Source organism: Microbacterium sp. MEJ108Y (assembly GCF_000834175.1).
GTDB lineage: Bacteria > Actinomycetota > Actinomycetes > Actinomycetales > Microbacteriaceae > Microbacterium > Microbacterium forte.
This window is the reverse complement of sequence record NZ_JXQX01000038.1, coordinates 403,814-427,468: the sequence shown is the minus strand read 5'-3', so window position 1 is coordinate 427,468 and position 23,655 is coordinate 403,814. Positions and strand designations below refer to the sequence as shown.

The following is a 23,655-nucleotide window of genomic DNA, read 5'->3' as shown; positions in this document are numbered from 1 at the left end:
TGATCGCATACCACCGGAGGAAAAGGAGCCCACGATGGCAGCGATGAAGCCGAGGACCGGAGACGGACCCATGGAGGCCGTAAAAGAAGGACGACTCATCATCGTGCGCGTCCCGCTCGAAGGAGGCGGCCGTCTGGTCGTCTCCGTGAACGACGCAGAGGCGAAGGAACTCCACGACGTGCTGGCAGCCGTCGTGAAGCCCGCCTGAGAGAACTCGAATTCGCGCACGCGGATTCACGAAGAGGGCGACGGATCATCGATCCGTCGCCCTCTTCCGTCTGTGCGGGGTGTCGTCGGCTCAGCCCTCACCGACGCTAATCAGCTGCAGCAGGCCTTCACCGGAGCTCGAGACGGTCGCGAGCACCGCTGAGGACTCCTGGGTCTCCTGCACGAGCGAGCGATAGGCCGAGGTCACCTCGTCACGCTGCACGGGGTCGGCCACGCGGCCGCCACCGAGAATCCGGGGGACCAGGACCATCCCGCCGGTGCGAACCAACCGCAGCCCGTGCTCGACGTAGTCGATGACGTTCTCGGGGTCCGCATCGACGAGCACGATGTCATAGGACGCTTCGTTCATGCGCGGCAGCACGTCGGCGGCGCGACCGGTGATGAACCGAGCCTTCGTCGGGGCGACCCGAGCGTCGGAGAACGCCTGACGAGCCGCGGCCAGATGCTCCGGTTCGTTGTCGATCGAGGTCAGTACGGCCTGCGGCGCCCCTCGCAGCAGCCAGAGGCCCGAGACACCGGCTCCGGTGCCGATCTCGACGATCGACCTGGCACCTGTCGCCGCGGCGAGCACCGCGATCTGCGAGCCGACGGCCGCGCTGATCGGCGAAGCGCCGAGTTCGATGGCGTGCGCACGCGCGCGGGCGATCGGCGAAGGCTCCACGATCGACTCGCGGATGAAACGTGCGTTCGCATCGTTCTCGCTCATTGACTGATTCTCCCGACTGAGATATGTGTTCTCCCAGCGTATGCGCTCGGTGCGCGGCACAACGGCAGGCGCGGCGGTAGCCTGGACACATGCAGTTCGGGATCACCTTCGAGAAGCTGCTGCTCATCGGTCTGATCGCTGCGCTGCTCATCGGACCGGAGCGGCTGCCCCGCTACGCCGAGAGCGTCGCGAAGCTCGCTCGGCGTGCCGGCGAGTTCCTCCGTGACACCAAATCGCGCGTCCGCGACGAGATGGGCCCCGACATCGATGACGTCGACTGGCGCAAGCTCGACCCTCGGCAGTACGACCCCAGACGCATCATCCGCGACGCTCTCTTCGAAGACGACGCGGCGCCCGGGCCCGCCAGAGCCGAGGCGGTCGTCGCAGAGCCGACGGTGAAGCCGGTGCGAACGCCGAGGGTGCGACCGGAGTTCTCGGTCGCGAGTCCGCCCCCGTTCGATCCCGAAGCCACGTGACGCGGACGGTCGACCAGAGTCGGCTGAGGAACAGAGACCGGATGGCGTTCTTCGCCGCCGCGTTCTGCGCCGTGACCGGAATCCTCATCTGGGCCCTCTGGGTGCTGCCGATCGTGCGGTCGATCGAGAGCGCCGCGGACGTCCCGATCGGGCAGACGATGGCGGTCGACCTCGACTCCGGGGCTCGCGTCGGCATCTGGACCAGCGGGATCTCCGCCACGCTCGGCACCATGGATTGCAGCGTCATCGGGCCGGACGGCGCCGAGCGTCCGCAGCAGGGCCCATCCGCGGTGAGCTGGGACGACGTGCTGTGGTGGATGACGCCGCGGACCGGGTTCGTGCAGTCCGCCCAGTTCACCGCGGCCGAGGCGGGCACTCACCTGGTGGACTGCCGGGATTCGCTCGACACGTACGACGGGCGATTCCTCGTCGCCGGCGACTCGATCGGTGACGGCAGCATCGGACTGGGCCGCACCGGCGGCAACGACTACCCGGTGGGGACTCTGCTTGCTCTCGGAGCGGTGATGTGTCCACCCCTCGCGGTGCTTCTTCCTCTGGTGATCCTGCTGAGGCGCCTGATCACACGCCGCGTTCCGAGGCCGCCCCAGACCTGATCGCAGTCAGCCGATCCTGGCCCGGAGAGTCGCGATGTCGTCATCGGACAGCAGCGCACGGGGGATCGCCGTGATCGCAGACGCGCCTCGAAGCTTGAAGAGCACGGCATGCCTGCCGGCACGAACGCTCTGGAAGGTGCTGTAAGAGATGTCCGACGACCGACTGCCGGCGCCGACGTGCAGAGCGGTGTCATCGAGCCGAAGCCACACCGCGCTGCCGGGAGGGGTGGCGGCCCGAACGGCGCGTCTGGCGCCGACGACAGTCATGACGACCGCGTAGACCATGAGGGCGATGCTCGCGACGGGCAGCAGACCCGCCAGCCCCTGGCTGCCGCGCACGGCGGTCAGGTTGAGGATGCTGACGACGAATGCTGCGACGAGGGCGATCCACATCACGATCGCGACGGGGCGGGTGAGGGCGTAGATCGCGGCGTCGCGTGCCATGCCCCGAAGCAGCTGTTCGTCGACGGTGAGAGCCACGATCGTCTCAGCCCAGGGTCATCGGCAGCGAACGACCGGCGAGGCCGCGCCCCTGAGCGGCGAGGGAACCTGCGAGCTCGCGGATCGCGACGGCCGCCGCATCGTCGGGGGCGCTGAGCACCACGGGCACCCCTTCGTCGCCTCCCGTACGCAGCGCGGGACTGAGGGGGATCGATGCCAGCAGCGGCACGGACTGCGTCTCCGACAGCGCACTGGCCACGGCTGCACCGCCTCCTGAACCGAACAGATCGACGACGGTGCCGTCCGGAAGCGTGAGGGCTCCCATGTTCTCGACCACCCCGATCACCCGCTGCCCGGTCTGGCGAGCGACCAGCCCGCTGCGGATCGCCACGTCGGATGCTGCCGCCTGCGGCGTCGTGACGACCAGCACCTCGGCGTGGGGCAGCAGCTGCCCGATCGAGATGGCGATGTCACCGGTGCCAGGAGGCATGTCGATGAGCAGGATGTCGAGATCGCCGAAGAACACGTCTGTCAGGAACTGCTGCACGGTGCGGTGCAGCATCGGTCCGCGCCAGGCGACCACAGCCTCCCCGTCGCGGAGGAACATGCCGATCGAGATGGTCTTCACGCCATGGGCGACGGGCGGGAGCATGAGGTCGTCGATGCGCGTGGGCTGTGTTCCCGCAGGGATGCCGAGGAGGCCCGGGATCGAGAAGCCGTGCACATCGGCGTCGACGAGGCCGACCGAGAGGCCCTGAGCCGCGAGCGCCACCGCGAGATTCGCCGTCACAGTGGACTTGCCCACGCCGCCCTTGCCACTCGAGACGAGGATCACCCGTGTGAGTGAGTCCGGGCCGAACGGCATCTGGCGAGGAGGCCGCCCGTCGCGCAGCTTCTCGGTGAGCGCTTTGCGCTCTGACGGCGTCATCACGCCGACCTCGACGTCCACCTCGGCGATGCCGGGCACCGAAGCGGCCGCGGCGCGGACATCGGTTTCGATGCGAGCCGCTGCGGGACAGCCCACGATCGTGAGCACGATCGCGACGTGCGCGTGTGCTCCATCGACACTGATATCCCTGACCATGTCGAGATCGCCGATGGGTCTGCGAAGCTCGGGGTCGGTGACAGCGGCGACGGCCGCTCGGACGGAGTCGGCTGAGCTCATGATGATGTGGAGCGGCCGCGGGGGCGTCGCTCGCTCGGCTCCTCGTCCTGCTCGCCGAGCTCGGCGAGCAGCGACTTGAGCTCGTGGCGCAGCACATCCCGGGTCACGACCTGGTTGTTGCGCTCTTCGAGCGACATCCGCAGCGCGACGATCTCTCGGGCCAGGTATTCCGTGTCGGCGAGGTTGCGCTCGGCACGCTGGCGATCCTGCTCGATCTGCACGCGGTCGCGGTCGTCCTGGCGGTTCTGCGCGAGGAGGATCAGGGGGGCCGCGTACGACGCCTGCAGCGAGAGCATGAGGGTGAGGGCCGTGAAGCCGAGCGCGGCATCGTCGAAGCGCAGGTGGTCGGGCAGCAGGGTGTTCCAGCAGATCCAGAGCACACAGAACAGGGTGAGGATGAGCAGGAACGCCGGGGTGCCCATGGCACGGGCGACCCATTCGGTGAAGCGGCCGAAGCGGTCACGCGATGTCGGCCGCTGCCGAGGGGTGCCGCGGCCCAGAGGGGCGTCGAGCTGAGGGGAGCGCGAGCGGGAGCGGGGCATCAGCGCACCTCCTTCGGGATCGACGGCTCGTCGCTGTCGTGTGTGCGCCAGTCGTCGGGCAGCAGATAGTCGAGGACGTCGTCGATGCTGATGGCGCCGACCAGACGATGGGCGGCGTCGATCACCGGAAGCGAGACGAGGTCGTAGCTCGCGAGCATCCTGGCCACCTCCGCAGCCGATGCGGTGACGCGCACGGGGTCGAGGCTGTCGTCCATGATCGCGCCGAGCCGCTCGTGCGGCGGGTAGCGCAGCATCCTCTGGAAGTGCACCATTCCGAGCAGTCGGCCCGTCGGCGTCTCGAAGGGCGGCAGGGTCACGAACACGGCTGCAGCAAGGGCGGGGTGCAGCTCGTGACGCCGGATGAGGGCCAGCGCTTCGGCCACGGTCGCATCGGCGGAGAGGATGATCGGCTCGGGCGTCATGAGACCGCCGGCCGTGTCAGGGCCGTACCGCAGCAGCATCCTGACGTCCTCGGCCTCCTCCGGCTCCATCAGCTCGAGCAGCTGCTCGAGGCGATTGGGCGGCAGCTGAGCGAGGAGGTCGGCGGCGTCATCCGGCTCCATCTGGTCGAGGATGTCTGCGGCTCGCTCGTCGCCGAGGCGGTCGAGGATGTGCACCTGGTCGTCCTCGGGCATCTCTTCGAGGGCGTCGGCGAGCCGATCGTCGGAGAGCTCCTCTGCGACCTCGATCATGCGCTGCTGCGGCAGATCGAGCAGGGTGTTCGCGAGGTCGGCGGCGTGCAGCTCGGAGTAGGAGGCGACGAGCTGCTCGGCCGATTGGGACTCGCCGGGGGAGTGCTGCTCGGTGACCTCGTTCCAGGCGGCGAACGTCGTCGGGCCCTTGGCGAACGGCGAGGCGCTGGTCTTCGGGCGACGGAGGAAGAGCTGGCTGACGGCCCACTCGCCCAGGCGGTTCGGCTCGATGGCGACGTCTTCGATGACAGCAGTGCCGGTGCCGTCGACGAGGCTGACCCGTCGGCCCAAGAGCTCTGCGAGAACCCGCACCTCTCCGGCGCGCGGCGAGAAGCGGCGCACGTTGATGAGTCCGGTGCTGATGACCTGGCCTGCACGGATCGACGTCACTCGTCCTATCGACAGGAAGACGTGTCGTCGCCCGGGGATCTCGACGACGAGGCCGATGACACGCGGAGCAGCCGTACTTCGGTACACGATGACGACATCTCGGACTTTGCCGAGCCGGTCGCCGACGGGATCGAAGACGGCGCAGCCTGCCAGGCGCGCGGCGAATACCCGTTGTGTGCTCACTCGTCCAGCGTAGTGCGCAGGGCCCTCCCGCGGCCCCCGCGGGGCCGCAGCACGACACACTCCCGGCCCTGTCACCACAAGGCATGGAACAATGGCGGGATGAGCATGCTGAACCGTCCAGCCGACAGCCGCGATGAGGGCGAGATCGTCGCCTCCACCCGCGATTACGAAGGCGCCCAGAAGACGGTGTCGAAACTGATCGCCCAGGAGGTGCCGGCCCGAGACATCGCGATCATCGGGCAGAGCGTCCGGACGGTCGAGCGCATCACGGGGCGACTCGGCTATGCCGCCGCGGCACGATCGGGGGCCATCAACGGCGTGCTCATCGGTCTCTTCCTCTCCGCGATCCTCGTGATCGGCAACCCCGAGGTGCCGATCCAGCTCTTCGTCGGGTTCGTCTTCATCGGCGTCGCGCTCGGAATGCTCCTCAGCCTCGTCACCTATGCGATCGTGCGCCGACGCCGCGACTTCGCGAGCGTCACGCAGTTCGCCGCAGACCATTACGAGGTGCGGGTGCAGGCCACGTCACTCGCGAAGGCGCGTCTCGCCCTGGGGGCGGCCAAGCCTGCACCGGTGCGTGCGCCCGTCGATCTGGACGAGCCGCCGAGGTACGGCGAGCGCATCGCTCCGGGTGGCCAGCCCGCTCCTGCGCCTGCGCCTGCGCCTCCGGCAGCGCCTCCCGTCTCGCCAGAGGACCCGACTCCCGGCCCGACCCCGCCGCTCGGTGGACCTGAAGCCGCTCCCGAAGAGCCGACTGTTCCGCCGCGCCCCGCAGATCCGGCCGCACCGCCGGCCGCACCGCCGATCGACACGCCCGACCCCGGCAAGCCCGGCCTCCCGCCCACCTCGGCGGGAACCGTCTGATGTCCGACGCAGACCGCGCGTCCGACCCGTCGGCGACACCCGCACACCCCGCAGTACCTCCCGTGCCTCCCGTGCCTCCCGTGCCTTCCGCGCCTCCCGCGCAGGGCCCGATTGCACCGGCGCCTGTGTACGGCTACGCGCCGCCGCAGCCTCCGGGATATGCGCAGCAGCCCGCGTCGCAGTCACCGGGGTACGCGCCGCCCGCCGCTCCCGGCCAGGCTCCGGCGCCTCAGCAGCCCGTCGGCTACGCCCCGCCGCAGATGCCTCCTTCCCAGGGGCATCCGGCACCCGGCTATCCGGCACAGGGCTACCCCGCGGGGACCTATCCCGCAGCGGTACCGCCGCGCGGGCTTCTTCCATGGGCTCTCGGCCTTCTGATCCTGATCCCGTTCCCGTTCGTCGGCGGACTCGCATCGGGGATCGCCATGGCCGTCAGCGGCGGGACATCGCGTCGCTTCGGAGGCGTGGCCGGCGAGAACGCTCGGGCGGCCGCGAACTGGGGGCTCACATACCTGCTGGTGTCGACGGTTCTGCTCATCTCGCACTTCGTGATCCTGTTCTCACTCACGGCCGATTCTCCGTCGAGCGGGTTCTACCCCATCGGCATCCCGATCACGATCTACTTCGCGCTGTCGGTCTTCCACGTCGTCCTGGTCATCATGGGCATGGTGAAGGCGTCCGGCGGCAGAGTCATGCGCGTACCGTTCGCGATTCCCTACTTTCGCGCCTGATGGTCGAGATCCTCGTCGATCTGCCCGCCGGACCGGTCGCCATCTCGGCTGACTGGTCGGCAGGGGACAGCGGATCGACCGTGATCGTCGCGCACGGTGCAGGCACCGGCAAAGACCACCCCTTCCTCACCGGCTTCGCCGAAGATCTCGCCTCCCGTGGACACGCCACGCTGCGCTTCAACTTCCCGTACGTCGAGCAGGGACGCCGGATGCCAGGGCCGGCGACCCATGCGATCGCGACCTGGAACGCCGTGGTCGCGTTCGCGCGTGAGCAGGACCCGGATGCGGCCATCTGGGCGACCGGCAAGTCGTACGGCGGGCGGATGGCGTCGATGGCCGTCGCGCAGGGACTCTCCGTCGACGGTCTCGCGTACCTGGGATACCCGCTGCACGCGCCGGGCAAGTCCGAGAAGCCGCGCGCCGAGCACCTTCCGGCCATCAGCGTTCCGCAGCTGTTCATCGAGGGCGCGAACGATCCGTTCATCCAGCCGCTGGCGCAGTTCGAAGAGGTCGTCGCGACCTGCCAGGACGCGCGCATCATCTGGATCGACGGCGGCGGTCACACCTTCGAGGTGAAGGGACGCAAGCGCCCCGCATCGGAGATCGGCGCGTCGCTCGCACCCTTCGTCGCGGAGTTCGTGCACCCCTGATGAGGGGTCTGCACCATGTCGAGATCTGGGTGCCCGATCTCGACGAGGCTTCGCGAAGCTGGCACTGGCTGCTGACTCGATTGGGGTTGCAGGCGGCCCGGATCACTACGCCGGGTGGGTCGAGAACGACCAGGGATTCAAGGTCGAGATCGTTGCGGATCCGCCGGCGTAGGCATCACGTGAGCGACATCAGCTCTGCGTCGTCGAGCAGACGGCGCACCGTGGAGAGTCCGAGAGCACTCATCGCGGGACTCGAGTCCTCGTAGTACCAGCCGAGTCCCATCGCCTGCTGCAGCGCCCACCCGGCGCCCCGCTGCCATTCGACATCCGACGCTCCGACGCGCTCGCGCACCATGCATCGGCGAGACGCGTCGAACAGATGCCAGGCGGCGACCAGATCGAGAGCGCGATCAGCAGGGCCGAATCCGCCGCCGTCGAGGACGCCCACAACGCGATCGCCCGCGACCAGCAGGTTGAACGGGGTGAGATCGCGGTGGCTCATCACATCCTGACCGGAGCGCGGCAGATCGCGCAGAGCCCGCCACAGTCGTCGCACCCGGGCCGGATCGACCAGATGAGCGCTTCTCTCGATGCAGAGTGCGACCCACTCGTCGTGATCTGTGAGGACGCCACCACGCCCCTGACCGTCGAACTCGCGCCCGCGCACATCGGCGGCCCGTAGCGACGCGATCAGCGCGGCGACGTCGAGCGCCAGGGCATCAGAAGTCGCGTGAAGGTCTCGGCACGCTGTGTCGCCAGGCACCCATGTCTGCACCGACCATGCGGATGGATACTCTGCCGTCGGCATGCCGATGCCGAGAGAGCGAGGCGAAGGCACCGCGCAGACGTCTGCGAGCTCCTCCATCGCCGCGGCCTCAGCAGCGAGTGCCTCTGCCGATTCGACGACGAGGGGGAACCGCGCCGCGAACTCGTCGCCGATCCGGGTGATCGTGTTCACGGTGCCCGCGGTGCGTATGCGCTCGACCGGCAGGTGGGCGAGCGCGGGAAACCGCTGCGCGATCAGTCGCGCAGCGGTCTCCTCCGTGAGTGCGAGCTCGCCCTCGTGCATGCAGCGGGCTCAGCTCTGGATGCGAGCGATCCAGGCCTCGACCTCGTCGGCGGTGCGGGGGATGTCGGCGGACAGATTGATCGGACCGTCCTGCGTCATCAGGATGTCGTCCTCGATGCGCACGCCGATGCCGCGGTACTCCGCGGGCACGGTGAGGTCGTCGATCTGGAAGTACAGGCCGGGCTCGATCGTGAACACCATGCCGGGCGCGAGGATGCCGTCGTAGTACATCTCTCGACGGGCCTGAGCGCAATCGTGCACATCGATGCCCAGATGGTGCGACGTGCCGTGCACCATGTAGCGACGGTGCTGTCCGCCGGCATCTGCGTCCAGCGCCTCCTGCGCGGTCACCGGCAGCAGGCCCCATTCGGCGACGCGGGCGGCGATCACGCGCATGGCGGCCTCGTGCACCTCGCGGAACCGCACGCCGATCCGTGCCGCGGCGAAGGCGGCGTCCGCAGCCTCGCGCACGGTCTCATAGACCCGGCGCTGGACCTCGCTGAAGGTGCCGGAGACGGGGAGAGTGCGGGTGATGTCCGCGGTGTAGAGGCTGTCGGCTTCGACGCCCGCGTCGACGAGGATCAGATCGCCGGGGACCACGGTGCCGTCGTTGCGGGTCCAGTGCAGGTAGCAGGCGTGGGGACCCGATGCGGCGATCGTGTCGTACCCCTCGCCGTTGCCGTCTTCGCGGGCGCGGCGATGGAAGACGCCCTCGACGACCCGTTCGCCCCGAGCGTGCGCGATCGCGTCGGGGAGCGAACGGATGACGTCTTCGAAGCCCTGGGCGGTGATGTCGACGGCACGGCGCATCTCGGCGATCTCGTACTCGTCCTTGACGAGACGAAGCTCCGAGACGAACCGGGTGAGGTCGGCGTCCTCGTCGAGCACGAGTTCGCCGTCAGCGCTCGTGAACTCCGCGAGGTGCTCGGTCGCGACATCGAGGTCTGCGGCGACCCCGGCGAGCGAGGGGCGCGGGCCGATCCAGAACTCCCCGACGGTGGCATCCGCGTAGAACTCGGTCGTGGTGCGGTCCGCGCGCTCGCGGAAATACAGCGTGACGTCGTGGCCTGAGTCGGTGGGATCGAACACGAGAATCGAGTCGGGCTCGGCGTCCGATGCCCAGCCGGTGAGGTGTGCGAAGGCCGAGTGGGCGCGGTACGGATAGTCGGTGTCGTTGCTGCGCTGCTTGAGCGACCCGGCAGGAATGACCAGGCGCTTGCCGGGGAATGCTGCCGAGACGGCTGCGCGGCGCACGGCAGCGAACGGCGCCTGTGCGCGGGGCGCGGGGATCGACTCGGGGCGCTCGGCCCATCCGGTCGAGATCGTGTCGAGGAACCCGCGGGGGAAGGGCTGCTTCCGGTTCGTGGTGGTGGCTTCGACGGGAGTCTCGGTCGTCGGCTCTGCGATCGTGTCGCGTTCTGCGGTGCTCATCCCTCCAGTCTGTCACCTGCGTGACGACTGCGGGATGTCAGCCTGCGGGCTCGAGCTGCACGACCAGGCCGCGGTGATCGCTGCCACCCCCGCCTCCGATCACGACCGATCCGGTCGCCGTCCAGCTGGGCGATGCCATGACGTGGTCGATCGGCGTGCTCAGCAGAGCCGGCAGCGAGCTCGGCCAGGTTCCGCTGAAGCCGTTGCCCGATCGGGTCGCTGCGTCGCGGCAGTAGCCCATGTCGCCGCCGTCGACCCCGAGGCCCGCCATGTGGTCGATCGTCGCGTTGAAATCTCCGGCGAGGATGAAGTCGCCCGCGGGGCACTGGTCCGCGATCCAGCGCAGATCGCTCTGCCACTGCGCCATGTCGTCCATGCGCGGTGCGACGGCATGCACGGCGACGATGGTCGGACCTGCGCCATCGACCGGCATCAGCACCGCACTGGGAACCGAGCCGGTGTTGTTCGAACCGTCTTCCGACGACGCGATCACGGAGTACTCGCCGAGGTCGGGGGATACCAGGACGGTCGTGTGCCACGATTTCGGGCCGTCGACGACGTCGGGTTTGAACTGCACGTGGTGCACCCACATCGGGTGGTCCTGATCACGCAGCAGCACAGCGACCTGTTCGCCGACCTCCTCCGTGGTCTCGGGGAGCGCGACGATATCGGCGCCTCGATCGAGGATCTCGCGGGCGATCTCCTCGGCTGACACCTCGTCGCCGGCGGTGTTCCAGGTGAGCACGCGGAGGCTCGACTCGGTGGGGGCGGGGAGCGTGTCTGCGCCGAATCCGCGCAGGAAGCCGATGGCTCCGGTCGCCCCGGCTCCGAGCAGCGCGACGATCAGGACCGATGCCGCGAAGCCACGCAATGGCTTCGCGAAGAGGAGAAGCAGTGACAGCGCGGCGATGACGAGGAATGCTGCGAGCACGACTCCACGGGCGGCGACGATCTGAGCGAAGGGGAACGTCTGCTCGAGATGGAAGAACTGAGGCCACACCACGACTGCCGTCGCGATCGCGAACAGCACGGTGAGGAGGATTCCCAGTAGTCGAAACATCCCCACCAGCCTAGAAGTCCCCCCCTGTGAAGTCCCTAGAGCGACGGCATGCGCGACCGGCGTCCGCGGTCGTCGGTACGCTCGGAGCATGGCCTCCGCTCCCTCACGCCGTTTCGCCGGTCCGTCCGACCTGCACATGCACTCCAATCACTCGGACGGTACAGAGACGCCCGCTGAGGTCGTGCGCCAGGCGCACGCGTACGGCTTGCGCACCGTGGCGCTGACCGACCACGACCGCAGCACCGGGTGGGACGAGGCGGCAGCGGCCACCGCAGGACTGGGGATGACGTTCATCCCCGGCATGGAGCTCTCGGCGAAGCACGAATGGCGCAGCGTGCACGTGCTCGGCTACCTGTTCGACCCGCTCGACGAGGCGCTCACAGCCGAGACCGATCGGATCCGGGGCGATCGGATCGGCCGAGCAGAGAGGATCGTCCGCAGCATCGGTCGCGACTACGACCTCGACTGGGACGATGTCCTCGCCCAGACCACGCTCGACGCGACGGTGGGCCGCCCGCACATCGCCGACGCTCTCGTCGCTCGGGGAATCGTCCGCGATCGCACCGAGGCGTTCGACGGGATCCTGCATCCGCGTGAGGGCTACTACGAGCCTCACTACGCTCCGGATCCGCTCACCGCGGTGCGTCTGATCACGGATGCCGGGGGAGTGGCGATCATCGCGCACCCCGCGACCGTCGGCCGCGACCATATGATGCCCCTGCACTTCATCGAGCAGCTGATCGCCGCCGGTCTGGGCGGTTTCGAGATCGACCACCGCGAGAACACCGCGTCGGGCAAGAAGGCGCTGCATGCGATCGCGGCGAAGCACGACCTGATCATCACGGGCTCGAGCGACTACCACGGCACCGGAAAACCGAACCTGCCGGGCGAGAACACGACCTCCGACGAGATGGTGCAGCGGCTCATCGAGCGCGCGAGCGGAACCGCACCGCGCTACGCCTGACGCCGGGCGTTCCGTCGACCGCTTCGCGCGGTGTGCCGAGGGGGACGGCAGAGGGGGCGGATGCCGCTGCTGCAGCATCCGCCCCCTCTGAGGTCGATCAGGCTCCGGAGACCGGAGCCGCTCCCGCTCCGCCCGAACCGCCGCGACGACGACGGCGACGGCGCGTGGGAGCCGGCTTGCCGTCGTGGTGCTCCTTGCCTGCGCCGTCGTGGGTGCCGGCGCCTTCGGCGCTGCGGTCGGCTGACGTCGTGGACTGCGAGTCGTCGGCGGGAGCCTCGGAGGCGCCTTCTGCGAACGTGGAACCCACCGGGGTCGAACCGCCCCGACGACGCCGACGGCGACGGGTGCCGCCCTCGTCGGTGCCCTCTGCAGCCACGTCTGCCGCACGCTCGGGGCGCGGAGCCCGCTCGGTCTTCACCGACTGCGTCTTCGGCGCCGAGACCAGACGGCCCTTCGTGCCGGCGGGGATGTCGAGGTCTTCGAACAGGTGCGGGCTGGACGAGTACGTCTCGGTGGGTTCGGGCTGGCCGAACTCGAGGGCGCGGTTGATCAGCGCCCACTTGTGCAGGTCCTCCCAGTCGACGAACGTCACGGCGATACCGGTCTTGCCGGCCCGACCGGTGCGGCCGACGCGGTGCAGGTACGTCTTGTCCTCGTCGGGGATCGTGTGGTTGATCACGTGGGTGACGTCATCGACGTCGATGCCGCGGGCGGCGACGTCGGTCGCGACCAGCACATCTCGCTTGCCGGCCTTGAAGGCCGCCATCGAGCGCTCGCGCTGATCCTGGCCCATGTCGCCGTGCACGCCGCCGACGTTGAATCCGCGGTCGGAGAGCTCGTCGACCAGGCGCTGCGCGGCACGCTTGGTGCGCGTGAAGATGACGGTCTTGCCGCGGCCCTCGGCCTGCAGGATGCGCGCGATGATCTCGTCCTTGTCGAGCGAGTGAGCCCGGTAGACGAGGTGCTTGATGTTCGCCTGGGTGAGACCCTCGTCGGGGTCGCTGGCACGGATGTGGATCGGGTTCGACATGAACCGACGAGCGAGCGCGACGATCGGGCCGGGCATGGTCGCCGAGAACAGCTGCGTGTGCCGCACCGCGGGGACCTTCTGGAAGATCTTCTCGATGTCGGCGAGGAAGCCCAGGTCGAGCATCTTGTCGGCCTCGTCGAGCACGACCTCGGTCGCGTTCGACAGATCGAGAAGGCGCTGGCCGGCGAGGTCGATCAGACGACCCGGCGTGCCGACGACGATCTGCGCGCCGGCCTTGAGCTGGTCGATCTGACCCTCGTAGGCCTTGCCGCCGTAGATCGCGACGACGCTGGTCGAGCGGTTGCTCGTGAGCAGGTCGATGTCTTCGTACACCTGTACCGCGAGCTCGCGGGTGGGAACGACGATGAGCGCCTTGACGCCGTGCTCGGGGTTGAGCCCCAGTCGCTGCACGACAGGGATGCCGAATCCGAAGGTCTTGCCGGTGCCGGTCTTGGCCTGGCCGATGATGTCCTGGCCGGGAAGGCCGAGGGGGATGGTCTGCTCCTGAATGGGGAAGGCGTCGACGATGCCCTTGGCGGCGAGTGCGTCGATGATGTCCTGATCGATTCCGAGATCAGCGAAGGTTGTCAATGTTCAGAGTGCCTGTCCGGCGACCTGCGAGGATCGCCACGTTCACGGATCCACGCCGTCTTTGTGCCACAGGCGCGGGCCCCGCTCCGACGGCGGGGACACCGACAGCCTACCCGAGGGGGTGGCGGCGCCCGGAAGGCCCCTCTCGTCCGAGTATTGTGAACCCCGTGGTGAACTGGTTCTGGAAGCGAAGGACGCCCCGGCGCACACTGACGTTGCGCAGTCGAGGGGATCAAGGCGCGGCGACGCGCGTCGACTTCGCCGAACTCGCGCCGGAGCTGCCACGATTCCTCGGACAGGCCGCGTACCTGCAGCTGGGCTACTTCGAGACGCTCACCCGACTGATCAGGGCGACGCCCGAGCTCTCCGAGAAGGAATCCCTGTCTCGCGCGGCCGGCGCCGCTCTCACGAAGCATCGGGCAATCGTCGACCTGATCGCCGAGCGCGGTGACGATCCGACGCAGCTCATGCTCCCGTTCCGCGAGAACCTTGATGCATTCCGTCGCAAGACGATCGGGGCGCGTCCACGTGAGACGCTGCTGGCCGTCTACATCACCGCAGGGATGCTCGACGACTTCTACTTCGCGCTCGCCTCGAGCTACGGAGAGACCGGCGAGCGGGTGGCAGCCATCCTGGGCGAGGACGACGCCCGTCACGAGATCGTCGCGATCATCCAGGAGACCATCGACGGCGACGGGGAGTGGCGATCGCTCCTGTCGATGTGGGCGCGCCGCCTGGTCGGCGACACGATCCTGGTGTGCCGTTCAGCCCTGCGTCAGCCCGAACTCGCCGCCATGAGCGAAGACCGCGTCGAGCTGGTCTACACCGAGCTGATGGGCGCGCACGCGCGTCGCATGGACGCGATGGGGCTGGCCTCCTAGCCCGCAGCGGTCTGCGTGCGCATCCGCTCGAGCCGCCGGGTCAGACGCCAGGCGACGACGGCGGGGACTGCGCCCACCACGCCGAACGAGATGTCGATGAGCTGCCAGCCGAGCGGGATGCCCCGGATGCTGCCGGCGATGAGCGCGAGCGGCACGACATGACACCGCTGACCACGAGGCCGAGCATCAGCACGCCGACGCTGACGCGGATCCACCGCAGCGTGCGACGCTCGCTCACGAATGCTCAGATGCCGAGCGCGGCCCTGGCCGATGCGTCCGACCGACGGCGCGACGCGACGATCGCGACCGTGAGGCCTGCGGCGACCGCGACGGATCCGACGATGCTCGCGAGCCACAGCCAGATGCTGTCCTCTCCGACGCCCAGCCACTGCATGCCCGTATAGAAGAGCGCGGCGAGGGCCGTGGCCATCGCGGGCGTCAGTGCGACCCCGCGCAGCTCCCGGCCACCGATCATGTAGTGGGCCGCGATGCCGAGCGCGCACGCTCCGACGAGAGCGAGGAGGATGTACATCGTGGCGTCAGGCGAAGAAGCCGACGCGACGAGACTCCTCGGTGCCGAGCTCGATGTACGCGAGGTTCGCGGTCGGAACCAGGTAGGAGTTGCCCTTCACATCGGCGAAGCTCAGGTGAGAGGTGTTCTGCTCGAGAGCCGAGGAGACCTGTGCGCGAACCTCGTCCGCGCTCGAAGCGGTCTCGAAGCTGAGCTCGCGGCCGGTGTTGATGATGCCGATGCGGATTTCCACGCGTACTCCTGTATTCCAGTCGACGATGCTGTGGTCGAGTCGACCTCGGAGGTCGACGACTGCGCCCAACTCTACCGGGCGGCGAGACGACGGGATCCGCCGATCGGGTGGGTTTCGCCCTGAGCGCACAGCGTCGTGAGACGGCGGCGGGCGGCGATGTCCGTGCGCCGCAGTAGCGTGGAGGACATGACAGAGGACGCCGCGCAGAACGCCGTGATCGGCGCAGAGGTGTCGGCATCCGGTGTCATCATCGGGGCGCCCGGAACGGGCAAGACCCGCACCCTCACCGAGCGTGTGGTGCATCTGCTCGACACCGTCGGGATGCGCCCCGAGCAGCTCCTCGTCCTCACGCCGAGCAGGCAGGCGGCCACCGCGTTGCGCGACCGCATCGGAGTCAGAATCGGTCAGGCCACCCCCGGCCCGCTGGCCAGGTCGCTCGGATCGTTCGCCTTCCAGGTCGTGCGCGGAGCGATGGTGCGCGCAGGAGCAGAGCCGCCGGCCCTGCTGACAGGGGCGGACCAGGACCGTCTGATCGCCGAGCTGCTCGCGGGCGATGCGGAAGACGAGCGCATCGTATGGCCGCAGGCGCTGAGCCCCGCGGTTCGCGCATCGAAGGGCTTCCGTTCCGAGCTTCGTGCGTTCCTCGCCGAGTGCGTCGAGCTCGGCGCGCAGCCCGTGGAGCTGCGCGCGGCCGACGATGCGGCCTGGTCGGCCGTCGCCGACTTCCTCGTCGAGTACCGCGCGGTGCTCGATCTGGCGCGGGCATCCCACCGTGACGCCGCAGATCTGCTCGCCGAGGCGCGCACGATCCTGCAGACGGCCGAGTCGACTGTCCTGGGGCCCCTCGCGGATCTCAGGGTGGTGCTGATCGACGACGCGCAGGAGCTGACACGTGGCGGGATCGCGATGGTCGAGGCGCTGCGCGCGCGAGGCACGGCAGTGCTCGCGTTCGGCGACCCTGACATCTCCTCCGGAGCCTTCCGCGGTGCGAGCCCGGAGCTGTTCGCTCAGCTCGCCGCCGCGCTCGGCGAGGTGCACGTCCTCGACAGGCCCCATCGGCAGGCGCCCGCTCTCACCGCGCTCACCCGCACCGTCACTCAGGCGATCGGGGCGTCGGGCCGCATCGACCACCGACGCGCCCCCCAACCGCTCGACGCACAGGAATCAGGCGCCCCCACCGACGTCAGCACCTTCATCGCGCCGTCGCCGCACGAAGAGCTCGACCGCATCGCCGGCGTCATGCGCGAATGGCATCTCACAGACGGTGTTCCGTGGGATCGCATCGCGGTGATCGCGCACGACACCCGGCAGGTGACGCACCTCGAGTCCGAGCTCGCGGCACGCGAGATCCCGACGAGAGCCGCGGGTGTGCAGCGGCCCCTCGGCTCCGAGCCGATCGTGCGCGACATCGTCGGCATCGTGCGCCTGGCCCTCACCGCACCTGACGACCGGACCTCCCAGGACTGGGAGGAGGCGCTCCGCACTCCTTTCGGCGGCATGGATGCGATCGGTCTCCGGCGTCTGCGGGCACGTCTGCGTCATATCGAGCTCGACCTCGGCGGGTCCACGCCGGCTCGGGAGCTGCTGCGCCAGGCGCTGGCCGCGCCCGACCACTTCACTCTCATCGATGCGCAGGAATCCCGCCTGGCCGCGCGCTTCGCCTCGACCATCGCCGAGGTGGCCTCCGCGGCGGCTGACGGCGAGACGATCCACGATCTTCTGTGGCGGGTCTGGGATCAGTCCAGGGCAGTCGACGGGCGCAAGCTCCAGGTCGCGTGGCGCGAGATGTCGCTGCAGCCCAGCGGTGCGGAGACCGCGAGAGCCCTCGACGCCCTCGTCTCCCTGTTCGGTGCGGCGAAGCGGTTCGTCGAACGCACCCCGAATGAGAAGCCCGAGGTGTTCGTGCGCGACATCCTCGACAGTGAGGTGCCCGAAGACTCCCTGTCGAGTCCCGATCGGCCGGGACGGGTGACCCTGCTCACACCTGCGACAGCGCTCGGCACCGAGTTCGACGCCGTCGTGGTGGCCGGAGTGCAGGACGGCATCTGGCCGAACGTGCGTCTGCGCGGCGGGATGCTGCAGACCTGGCGCCTCGCCGATGCGCTGCTCGCCGCCCGCACCGGAACCGTCGAGCACCCGCCCGAGACCCTCGACCGGCGCCGCGCGGCACTCCACGACGAACTGCGGCTCTTCGTGCGCGCGATCTCTCGCTCGCGCCGCCGGCTCCTGGTCACCGCGGTCGACGACGACGACCTGATGCCCAGCCCGTTCTTCGGTTTCCTCCCGCCGCCCGATCCGCCCGAGCTGCATGCATCGGCGGAGCATCCGCTCACGTTGCGCGGGCTCGTCGCCCGTCATCGCCGGGTGCTGACGACCTCGACCTCCCCGGCCGCGCGAGAGCACGCGTCCGCGCAGCTGGCGGTGCTCGCGAGAGAGGGCGTGCCGGGCGCGGACCCGTCCGAGTGGTACGGCGTGGCTCCGCCGACGACCGACGCCCCACTGCACGACCTCGCGGTCGATGCCGCTCGGGTGTCGCCGTCACGCATGGAATCGTTCGAGGAATGCGAGCTGAACTGGGCGGTCTCCGCGCTCGGCGGCGACACCGTGATGCCGCCGTCGGCGGGTATCGGCACCATCATCCATGAAGCGATGGAGCAGGTGCCCGACGGGGAACTGGATCGCCTTCGCGACGTTCTGGCCGAGCACTGGCCCGAGCTCGACTTCGAGACGGCCTGGATCGGCAGGAAAGAGCGTCGTCGAGCCGACCTGTACATCGATCGACTGCACAGCTATCTCTCGGACGTGGCAGAGGAAGGCGGTCGCGTGATCGCCGGGGAGGTCGAGTTCCGATTCGCGGTCGAGGTTCCGGAGGAGATCGGCGTCCCGCCTGCTGTCCGCCCGGTGAGCACCGAACCGGACGACCCCCACCCGCACCACGCGATCGTCCACGGTTTCATCGACAGGGTCGAGGCGTACACCGCCGGGGGCGGGGAGCATGCGAAGGCCCGAGGGCAGAGATGGACGCGTATGGCCGATGCGCAGGGAGGAGAACGCGTCGTGGTGGTCGATCTGAAGACCGGCAAGTACGAGCCGGAGAGCGAGCAGAAGGTCGCAGACCACGCGCAGCTCGCCGCATACCAGGTGGCTGTGCAAGAGGGGCTCATCGAGGGAGCGGATCCGGCGGCGCTGGCCGGAGCGCGGCTCGTGCTGGTCGCCAAGACCCTTGCCGGGAGCGATTTCCGCGTCGCACACCAGCACACCCTCGCCGGCGAAGAGCGGGTGCAGTTCCTCGGACGCATCGCCGAGGCCGCGCGAGGCATGTCGGCGTCCAGCTTCACCGCGCACGTCGAGGCGCACTGCGCAGACACCCAATGGCGGGTCCAGCCGTGCCGCATCCACACCGTCGCCGCGGTGAGCGCGTGACTGCGTGGACGGGAGCGGGGCACGGGATCTCTGCACTGGACGTCGCCGCCGCTCTCGGCCTCCCGGCGCCCACGGAGGCGCAGCAGAGGGTGATCGAATCGCCACCCGCACCTGCGCTCGTGGTCGCGGGAGCGGGCAGCGGCAAGACCGAGACGATGGCCGGTCGCGTCGTCTGGCTCGTCGCGAACGGGCACGTGCGCCGCGATCAGATTCTCGGGCTGACCTTCACCCGCAAGGCCGCCGGTGAGCTCGCCGAGCGGATCGGCGCCAGGCTGGCGCTCATCGACGAATACGGAAGAAGGGGGCTGCTGCCGCACCTTCCCGAGATCGTGGCGAGCCACGCTCTCGATCGCGTGTCGAAAGCAGCGAACGGCCGTCAGCGCGAGGTCGTCCGATCGCAGGTGCTCGATGAACTCGCCCAGCGCTTCGGCACCGCGGGCGACTCGGCCCCCCTGTCGGCCGAGGACCTGCTGATCCGTCCGAAGGTATCGACGTACAACGCATTCGCAGACGGCATCGTGCGCGAGCACGCGGCGCGCATCGGCCGCGAGTCCGACGTCGCGATGCTCAGTCAGGCGGCGTCCTGGATGCTGGTGCGCGACGTCGTGCTGCGCGCCGACCTCCCCGAGCTGGAACAGATAGACCGATCTGTGGCGGGAGTGGTCGATGCGGTGCAGAGGCTGGCCGGTGACTCGCTCGACCACAGGGTCGACCTCGACCGCGCGGACCGGATCGCGCTGCGTCAGGCCGAGGCGTTCGAGCCGTACTCGAGCAATGCGGATGTCGTGACCGCGGTGGCGAATCTTCGCGCTCTTCCCGCTCTGTCGGTGCTGGTCCGCGACTACATCGCCGAGAAGGAACGACGTGGTGTGCTGGACTTCGCCGACCAGGTGAGCGGCGCCTACGACATCGTCGAGTCGTCACCCGATGTGCGCGAAGATCTCCGACAGCAGCATCAGGTCGTGCTGCTCGACGAGTACCAGGACACCTCTGTGATCCAGACGCAGTTCCTCGCACGGCTCTTCCGAGACTCCGCCGTGATGGCGGTGGGCGATCCCCACCAGTCGATCTACGGATGGCGAGGCGCCAGCGCCGACAACCTGCACGCCTTCGCGCGGACCTTCTCCGAGCAGGAGACCGTCGGGAACTACAGTCTGATGACGAGCTGGCGCAACGACCGGAGCATCCTCGGCGTCGCCAACCGCATCCTCGGTCCGCTTCGCAGACCTGGGCTGGACGTGCCGCCCCTCGAGGCCCGCCCGGGTGCGGGCCCCGGGGCGGTCGAGGTGGATTTCCCGCTCACGGTCGATGAGGAAGCGCGCGCGGTCGCCGAGTGGTTCGCCGCGCGTCGTGCAGCACACGACGACCCAGCCAAGCCGCACACCGGGGCGGTGCTGTTCAGGTCGAAGCGCCACATGCAGACCTTCGCGGCAGCCCTGGCCGCGCAGGGCATTCCCCACCGGATCCTCGGCCTCGGTGGTCTCCTGGCCACGCCCGAGGTGGTCGATGTCGTCTCGACACTGCGGGTGCTGCACGATCCCACCGCCGGCTCAGCTCTGATCAGACTCCTCGTCGGCCCTCGCTTCTCGGTCGGGGTCGCCGACATGGCCGCGCTGCAGGGGCTTGCAGCGGAGCTCTCGCGGAGAGACAGCGGTCTGCTGCCGTTGGACGACGAACTCCGAAAGCGCATCCGCGCGTCACGAGGCGCGGACGAGGCGCTGTCCATCATCGACGCCGTCGATGTGCTCCGCGGCCTCAGCGATGACTACCGCCTTCTGTCGGGCATCACACCGGAGGGTCGCTCTCGCATACGCGCAGCGGGGGAGATGCTCGAACGTCTTCGCAGAGCCTCGTCGCTGCCGCTTCCCGACATGCTGAGGCTCATCGAGCTCGAACTGCGTCTGGACATCGAGCTCGCTGCGAACGAGACGAGGGGGCCGGCTCGTATCGCCGCCACCCAGCTGCGTGCGTTCACCGACGAGGTCAGGTCGTTCCTCGCCGCCGACGAGCGCGGGACGATCTCGAGCCTCCTCGCCTGGCTCGAGAAGGCCGAGAGCACGGATGAACTGGTGCCGCGCCCGGAGCCGCCGGAGCCGGGAGTGGTTCAGCTTCTGACCGTCCACGGTTCCAAAGGCCTGGAATGGGATGCGGTCGCCGTGGTGCGCATGGTCGAGGGGGAACTGCCGTCGCGACCGACGGACACCTCGGGGTGGTTCGGCTTCGGGGTGCTGCCCTTCGCGTTGCGCGGCGACAGCGCGGCGCTGCCGACGTTCAGTTGGATCGCCCCCTCTGACGAGGAGCTCGATCCGGCCAAGCGGCTGAAGGCCGGGATCGCATCTCTGACGAGCAAGAGCAAGACGGCGCCGGGCGCGATCACCGTCTTCAAGGACTCCTATCGCGAGTATCAGCAAGAGGAGGAGCGCCGACTGGCCTACGTCGCCGTCACCAGGGCGCGCAGCCACCTGCTCCTGACCGGAGCGCACTGGGCGGGGCAGAAGCAGCCGAAGGCGCCGAGCCCGTACCTGATCGAGGCCATGGAGGTGCTCGGTCGCAGGCCGATCGAGCCCGTGGATCCTGACGAGAACCCCTATGAAGGTCCGGGCGCCACGCTCACCTGGCCGCTCGACCCACTCGGTGCTCGGCGAGGCATCGTCGAGTCCGCGGCCGCAGCTGTGCGCGCTGCCGCCGAGGGCGACCCTGTGGCCTCCCCGGAGCTGGTCCGTCTGCTCGCCGAGCGTGCCGCTCGACTGCACGGCGTCGATGCGCCACCCCCGACTCGCGTGCCCGCTTCCCGCTTCAAGGACTACGTCACCGACTTCGCCGGCACGGTGTCTTCCCTCGTCCGCCCGATGCCCGAGCGACCCTATCGGCAGACTCGCCTGGGCACGCTGTTCCATGCCTGGGTCGAGCGGCGCAGCGAACTGGTCGGCGTGGGCCAGCGCGTCGACGAGGCACTCTGGGAGGTAGACGAAGACGACCTCTCCTTCGGCGAGAGCGCAGGCGGAGCGGAGGTGTCGTCAGCCGACGCCGCAGACCTCTCGACTCTGCAGGAGATCTTCGAGGCCAGCGAGTGGGGATCCCTCAAGCCCATCGCGGTCGAGATCGAGATCGACTTCGCGCTGGGTGGCGGCGCGCTGCCGGGCGATGAGGGCCATATCGTCATCTGCAAGCTCGATGCGGTCTACCGACGCGAGGACCGGGGCGGGCGCATCGAGATCGTGGACTGGAAGACGGGCAAGGCCCCGCGCACACCCCAGGAGCGGGAAGAGCGGATGCTGCAGCTCGCGCTGTATCGCCTCGCCTACCATCGCCGATTCGGCGTGCCGCTCGACGAGATCGATGTCGCGCTCTACTACGTCGCAGACGACCTCGTCATCCGCGGTGACCGGGTCTACTCCGAGCCGGAGCTCTTCCAGCGCTGGAGCGCTGCTCGGGCGGCCCGCTGAGCTTCATCTTCCGGCGACCCCTCGTCGGAGCCATCCGCCTTCTCGGGCTTGTCGGCATGATGAGCATCGCCGGTCGTGCGCTGCTCCGCACCGCGGTCTTCCGAGAGCTGGTCGCGCACCCCGGACAGGTCCTCGGTCTCGAGGCCACCCACCTGGAGGCGATGGGCGGCATCCGCCGTCTCACTGAGATCGCTCGTGCTCTGGGCGTCGCTGTCGTCGCGCCAGAGGTCGTCCGGGTTGTACGCGTCGGTCTGCATCGATGTGTCGACCCCGGAGACGGCGCTCGACGGAACCCGGTCGAGCGCATCGAGAGCAGACTCGACACCCTCGTTGCGCGATGCGATCACGCCGAGATCGTCGCTGTGCAGTCCGTCTGCGAGCGCCTCGAGGAGAGCGGCGGCATCGTCGACGATGTCGGGTCGGTGCAGCGAGTCCCCATGCACCAGCCAGCGGGCGAACTCGAGCTCGGCGAGCAGCCGAGCGCGCACCTCGAGTGCTGCGTCCGGGCCGCGATCGGCGGCGCGAGCATACGACGCGTGGACGTCATCTGCGGCATCAGGGGCGGTCGACAGCCACGAGAGGTCGATCGCCGGGTCGCCCACAGCCAGCGAATGCCACCCGACGAGTCCGGTGACCTCGGGGCCGAGCTCCGGGTCGTCGCGGAAGATGAACGAGGTGGACTGCACTCCACCCAGCACGACCGTCGATTCGAAACGCCAGAGGTCGTCGTCGGCGATGGCGTCGCGCCACCTCACCGTGAGTCGAGCGGGGACGCGCCCGGTCGATGCGGCGGCGTCGACGAGTCGAGCGAGTTCGTCGCGACTCTCCTGAGCAGACCGTGTGGTCAGACCGGCGCCGCGCACGACCGACGTGGGAAGCGCGTGGACGGCGGCGATCGCCGCGCCCATCGATTCGGCGGCGCCCCGGCCCGCTGGCACCATCGCGGCTTCGATCTGGAAACCGGGCAGCAGCTCGGTCACCAGTGCGTGTGCGTCCGCCAGCCGGGTCTCGCCGATGTACTCGGGAGCTCTGAAGGGCAGCATCGCCCGCGCACCGGCCGTCAGCGCTCTGAGGGCGAGGGCCTCGGCGGCGAGCTCCCGAGAGGTCTCGTCGTCGTCTGCCACGCGGATCGCGAGCTCGCGTCCGTCGGCGAGCGTGGCGACGGCGGAGTCGAAGCGGCCGTCGCCGTCGGCACTGAGCGCGCGCGCCCCGGTCACCTCGGCGCCGGGCAGTGCGGCAGTCACCGCCGCGGCTAGAGTGAATGGAGAGCGTCCCATGCCTCCAGGGTAGGTGGACGTAGGGGCGGTCCCGCTT

Annotated in this window: 23 protein-coding genes; 10 read left to right on the top strand and 13 right to left on the bottom strand. The window is 69.1% G+C overall.

Annotated elements, in window-relative coordinates; all coding sequences use genetic code 11:
- Positions 1–34 precede the first annotated feature (34 nt).
- A complete protein-coding gene (locus RU09_RS18395) occupies positions 35–208 on the top strand; it encodes a DUF3117 domain-containing protein (protein WP_079112537.1) in 174 nt (57 codons plus the stop codon).
- Between the two features lie 90 nt (positions 209–298).
- Here the strand turns inward: RU09_RS18395 and RU09_RS16900 are convergent, their stop codons facing one another.
- Positions 299–934 (bottom strand): O-methyltransferase, encoded by a 636-nt coding sequence (locus RU09_RS16900; RefSeq protein WP_042541995.1) that lies wholly within the window; start codon positions 932–934, stop codon positions 299–301.
- A gap of 89 nt (positions 935–1,023) precedes the next feature.
- Between RU09_RS16900 and RU09_RS16895 the strand changes: the two genes are divergently transcribed.
- Together RU09_RS16895 and RU09_RS16890 are read left to right on the top strand one after the other, a co-directional pair.
- Entirely contained in the window at positions 1,024–1,410 is a 387-nt protein-coding gene (locus tag RU09_RS16895) for a translocase (RefSeq protein ID WP_042541994.1), read from the top strand.
- Positions 1,411–1,451: 41 nt separating this feature from the next.
- Complete coding sequence (locus tag RU09_RS16890) at positions 1,452–2,024, top strand: hypothetical protein (RefSeq protein ID WP_042541993.1); 573 nt, start codon at positions 1,452–1,454, stop codon at positions 2,022–2,024.
- 6 nt (positions 2,025–2,030) lie between these two features.
- On the opposite strand, the gene RU09_RS16885 is transcribed toward RU09_RS16890, so the two are convergent.
- From RU09_RS16885 to RU09_RS16870, 4 genes are read right to left on the bottom strand one after another with little or no spacing between them, the layout of a single operon-like run.
- Positions 2,031–2,504 (bottom strand): YcxB family protein, encoded by a 474-nt coding sequence (locus RU09_RS16885; protein WP_231567652.1) that lies wholly within the window; start codon positions 2,502–2,504, stop codon positions 2,031–2,033.
- Between the two features lie 7 nt (positions 2,505–2,511).
- On the bottom strand, positions 2,512–3,630 hold the full coding sequence (locus tag RU09_RS16880) for an Mrp/NBP35 family ATP-binding protein (RefSeq protein WP_042541992.1): 1,119 nt from the start codon (positions 3,628–3,630) through the stop codon (positions 2,512–2,514).
- A complete protein-coding gene (locus tag RU09_RS16875) occupies positions 3,627–4,172 on the bottom strand; it encodes a DUF1003 domain-containing protein (RefSeq protein ID WP_042541991.1) in 546 nt (181 codons plus the stop codon). Before RU09_RS16875 ends, RU09_RS16880 begins: the two co-directional genes overlap by 4 nt.
- Positions 4,172–5,437 carry a magnesium transporter MgtE N-terminal domain-containing protein gene (locus tag RU09_RS16870; RefSeq protein ID WP_042541990.1) on the bottom strand — a complete coding sequence of 422 codons (1,266 nt, stop codon included), beginning with the start codon at positions 5,435–5,437 and terminating at the stop codon, positions 4,172–4,174. Before RU09_RS16870 ends, RU09_RS16875 begins: the two co-directional genes overlap by 1 nt.
- Positions 5,438–5,536: 99 nt before the next feature.
- Between RU09_RS16870 and RU09_RS16865 the strand changes: the two genes are divergently transcribed.
- From RU09_RS16865 to RU09_RS16855, 3 genes are all read left to right on the top strand, one after another.
- Positions 5,537–6,301 carry a general stress protein gene (locus RU09_RS16865; protein WP_042541989.1) on the top strand — a complete coding sequence of 255 codons (765 nt, stop codon included), beginning with the start codon at positions 5,537–5,539 and terminating at the stop codon, positions 6,299–6,301.
- A gap of 80 nt (positions 6,302–6,381) precedes the next feature.
- A complete protein-coding gene (locus RU09_RS18150) occupies positions 6,382–7,032 on the top strand; it encodes a DUF4870 domain-containing protein (RefSeq protein ID WP_197066101.1) in 651 nt (216 codons plus the stop codon).
- A complete protein-coding gene (locus RU09_RS16855) occupies positions 7,032–7,682 on the top strand; it encodes an alpha/beta hydrolase family protein (RefSeq protein WP_042541988.1) in 651 nt (216 codons plus the stop codon). Before RU09_RS18150 ends, RU09_RS16855 begins: the two co-directional genes overlap by 1 nt.
- Positions 7,683–7,857: 175 nt before the next feature.
- Here the strand turns inward: RU09_RS16855 and RU09_RS16850 are convergent, their stop codons facing one another.
- Genes RU09_RS16850 through RU09_RS16840 form a run of 3 tightly spaced genes read right to left on the bottom strand, consistent with a single transcriptional unit; the run spans position 7,858 to position 11,242 of the window.
- Positions 7,858–8,751, bottom strand: a complete 894-nt coding sequence (locus RU09_RS16850) for a phosphotransferase (RefSeq protein ID WP_042541987.1) — start codon at positions 8,749–8,751, stop codon at positions 7,858–7,860.
- A 9-nt stretch (positions 8,752–8,760) separates the two neighbouring features.
- Positions 8,761–10,182, bottom strand: a complete 1,422-nt coding sequence (locus tag RU09_RS16845; RefSeq protein WP_042541986.1) for an aminopeptidase P family protein — start codon at positions 10,180–10,182, stop codon at positions 8,761–8,763.
- A 37-nt stretch (positions 10,183–10,219) separates the two neighbouring features.
- A complete protein-coding gene (locus tag RU09_RS16840) occupies positions 10,220–11,242 on the bottom strand; it encodes an endonuclease/exonuclease/phosphatase family protein (protein ID WP_042541985.1) in 1,023 nt (340 codons plus the stop codon).
- An 88-nt stretch (positions 11,243–11,330) separates the two neighbouring features.
- Here RU09_RS16840 and RU09_RS16835 point away from each other — a divergent pair, with 88 nt between their 5' ends.
- Positions 11,331–12,206 carry a PHP domain-containing protein gene (locus tag RU09_RS16835; RefSeq protein WP_042541984.1) on the top strand — a complete coding sequence of 292 codons (876 nt, stop codon included), beginning with the start codon at positions 11,331–11,333 and terminating at the stop codon, positions 12,204–12,206.
- Positions 12,207–12,303: 97 nt separating this feature from the next.
- On the opposite strand, the gene RU09_RS16830 is transcribed toward RU09_RS16835, so the two are convergent.
- Entirely contained in the window at positions 12,304–13,827 is a 1,524-nt protein-coding gene (locus tag RU09_RS16830) for a DEAD/DEAH box helicase (protein ID WP_042541983.1), read from the bottom strand.
- A gap of 167 nt (positions 13,828–13,994) precedes the next feature.
- On the opposite strand from RU09_RS16830, the gene RU09_RS16825 reads away from it, so the two are divergent.
- A complete protein-coding gene (locus RU09_RS16825; RefSeq protein WP_042542188.1) occupies positions 13,995–14,708 on the top strand; it encodes a ferritin-like fold-containing protein in 714 nt (237 codons plus the stop codon).
- Here the strand turns inward: RU09_RS16825 and RU09_RS18385 are convergent.
- The 3 genes from RU09_RS18385 to RU09_RS16815 form a co-directional block, all read right to left on the bottom strand.
- On the bottom strand, positions 14,705–14,863 hold the full coding sequence (locus RU09_RS18385; RefSeq protein ID WP_197066113.1) for a hypothetical protein: 159 nt from the start codon (positions 14,861–14,863) through the stop codon (positions 14,705–14,707). The genes RU09_RS16825 and RU09_RS18385 overlap by 4 nt on opposite strands.
- Positions 14,864–14,952: 89 nt before the next feature.
- Positions 14,953–15,240, bottom strand: a complete 288-nt coding sequence (locus RU09_RS16820) for a hypothetical protein (protein WP_042541982.1) — start codon at positions 15,238–15,240, stop codon at positions 14,953–14,955.
- A 7-nt stretch (positions 15,241–15,247) separates the two neighbouring features.
- Positions 15,248–15,472: a DUF3107 domain-containing protein gene (locus RU09_RS16815; RefSeq protein ID WP_042541981.1), complete on the bottom strand. Its 225-nt coding sequence runs from the start codon at positions 15,470–15,472 to the stop codon at positions 15,248–15,250.
- Positions 15,473–15,658: 186 nt separating this feature from the next.
- On the opposite strand from RU09_RS16815, the gene RU09_RS16810 reads away from it, so the two are divergent.
- Positions 15,659–18,895, top strand: coding sequence for an ATP-dependent helicase (locus RU09_RS16810; RefSeq protein ID WP_042541980.1), 3,237 nt, complete (start codon positions 15,659–15,661; stop codon positions 18,893–18,895).
- Positions 18,892–22,341, top strand: coding sequence for a UvrD-helicase domain-containing protein (locus RU09_RS16805; protein ID WP_042542187.1), 3,450 nt, complete (start codon positions 18,892–18,894; stop codon positions 22,339–22,341). Before RU09_RS16810 ends, RU09_RS16805 begins: the two co-directional genes overlap by 4 nt.
- Here the strand turns inward: RU09_RS16805 and RU09_RS16800 are convergent.
- Positions 22,287–23,618, bottom strand: coding sequence for a phosphotransferase (locus tag RU09_RS16800; RefSeq protein WP_228385675.1), 1,332 nt, complete (start codon positions 23,616–23,618; stop codon positions 22,287–22,289). The two genes, RU09_RS16805 and RU09_RS16800, sit on opposite strands and share 55 nt — an antisense overlap.
- Between the last annotated feature and the right edge of the window lie 37 nt (positions 23,619–23,655).

Bases quoted from the DNA above. Each gene is read 5' to 3' on its own strand.
- RU09_RS18395 (WP_079112537.1), top strand. From the start codon at position 35: ATGGCAGCGATGAAGCCGAGGACCGGAGACGGACCCATGGAGGCCGTA.
- RU09_RS16900 (WP_042541995.1), bottom strand. From the start codon at position 934: ATGAGCGAGAACGATGCGAACGCACGTTTCATCCGCGAGTCGATCGTG.
- RU09_RS16895 (WP_042541994.1), top strand. From the start codon at position 1,024: ATGCAGTTCGGGATCACCTTCGAGAAGCTGCTGCTCATCGGTCTGATC.
- RU09_RS16890 (WP_042541993.1), top strand. From the start codon at position 1,452: ATGGCGTTCTTCGCCGCCGCGTTCTGCGCCGTGACCGGAATCCTCATC.
- RU09_RS16880 (WP_042541992.1), bottom strand. From the start codon at position 3,630: ATGAGCTCAGCCGACTCCGTCCGAGCGGCCGTCGCCGCTGTCACCGAC.
- RU09_RS16875 (WP_042541991.1), bottom strand. From the start codon at position 4,172: ATGCCCCGCTCCCGCTCGCGCTCCCCTCAGCTCGACGCCCCTCTGGGC.
- RU09_RS16865 (WP_042541989.1), top strand. From the start codon at position 5,537: ATGAGCATGCTGAACCGTCCAGCCGACAGCCGCGATGAGGGCGAGATC.
- RU09_RS16855 (WP_042541988.1), top strand. From the start codon at position 7,032: ATGGTCGAGATCCTCGTCGATCTGCCCGCCGGACCGGTCGCCATCTCG.
- RU09_RS16850 (WP_042541987.1), bottom strand. From the start codon at position 8,751: ATGCACGAGGGCGAGCTCGCACTCACGGAGGAGACCGCTGCGCGACTG.
- RU09_RS16845 (WP_042541986.1), bottom strand. From the start codon at position 10,182: ATGAGCACCGCAGAACGCGACACGATCGCAGAGCCGACGACCGAGACT.
- RU09_RS16840 (WP_042541985.1), bottom strand. From the start codon at position 11,242: ATGTTTCGACTACTGGGAATCCTCCTCACCGTGCTGTTCGCGATCGCG.
- RU09_RS16835 (WP_042541984.1), top strand. From the start codon at position 11,331: ATGGCCTCCGCTCCCTCACGCCGTTTCGCCGGTCCGTCCGACCTGCAC.
- RU09_RS16820 (WP_042541982.1), bottom strand. From the start codon at position 15,240: ATGTACATCCTCCTCGCTCTCGTCGGAGCGTGCGCGCTCGGCATCGCG.
- RU09_RS16810 (WP_042541980.1), top strand. From the start codon at position 15,659: ATGACAGAGGACGCCGCGCAGAACGCCGTGATCGGCGCAGAGGTGTCG.
- RU09_RS16800 (WP_228385675.1), bottom strand. From the start codon at position 23,618: ATGGGACGCTCTCCATTCACTCTAGCCGCGGCGGTGACTGCCGCACTG.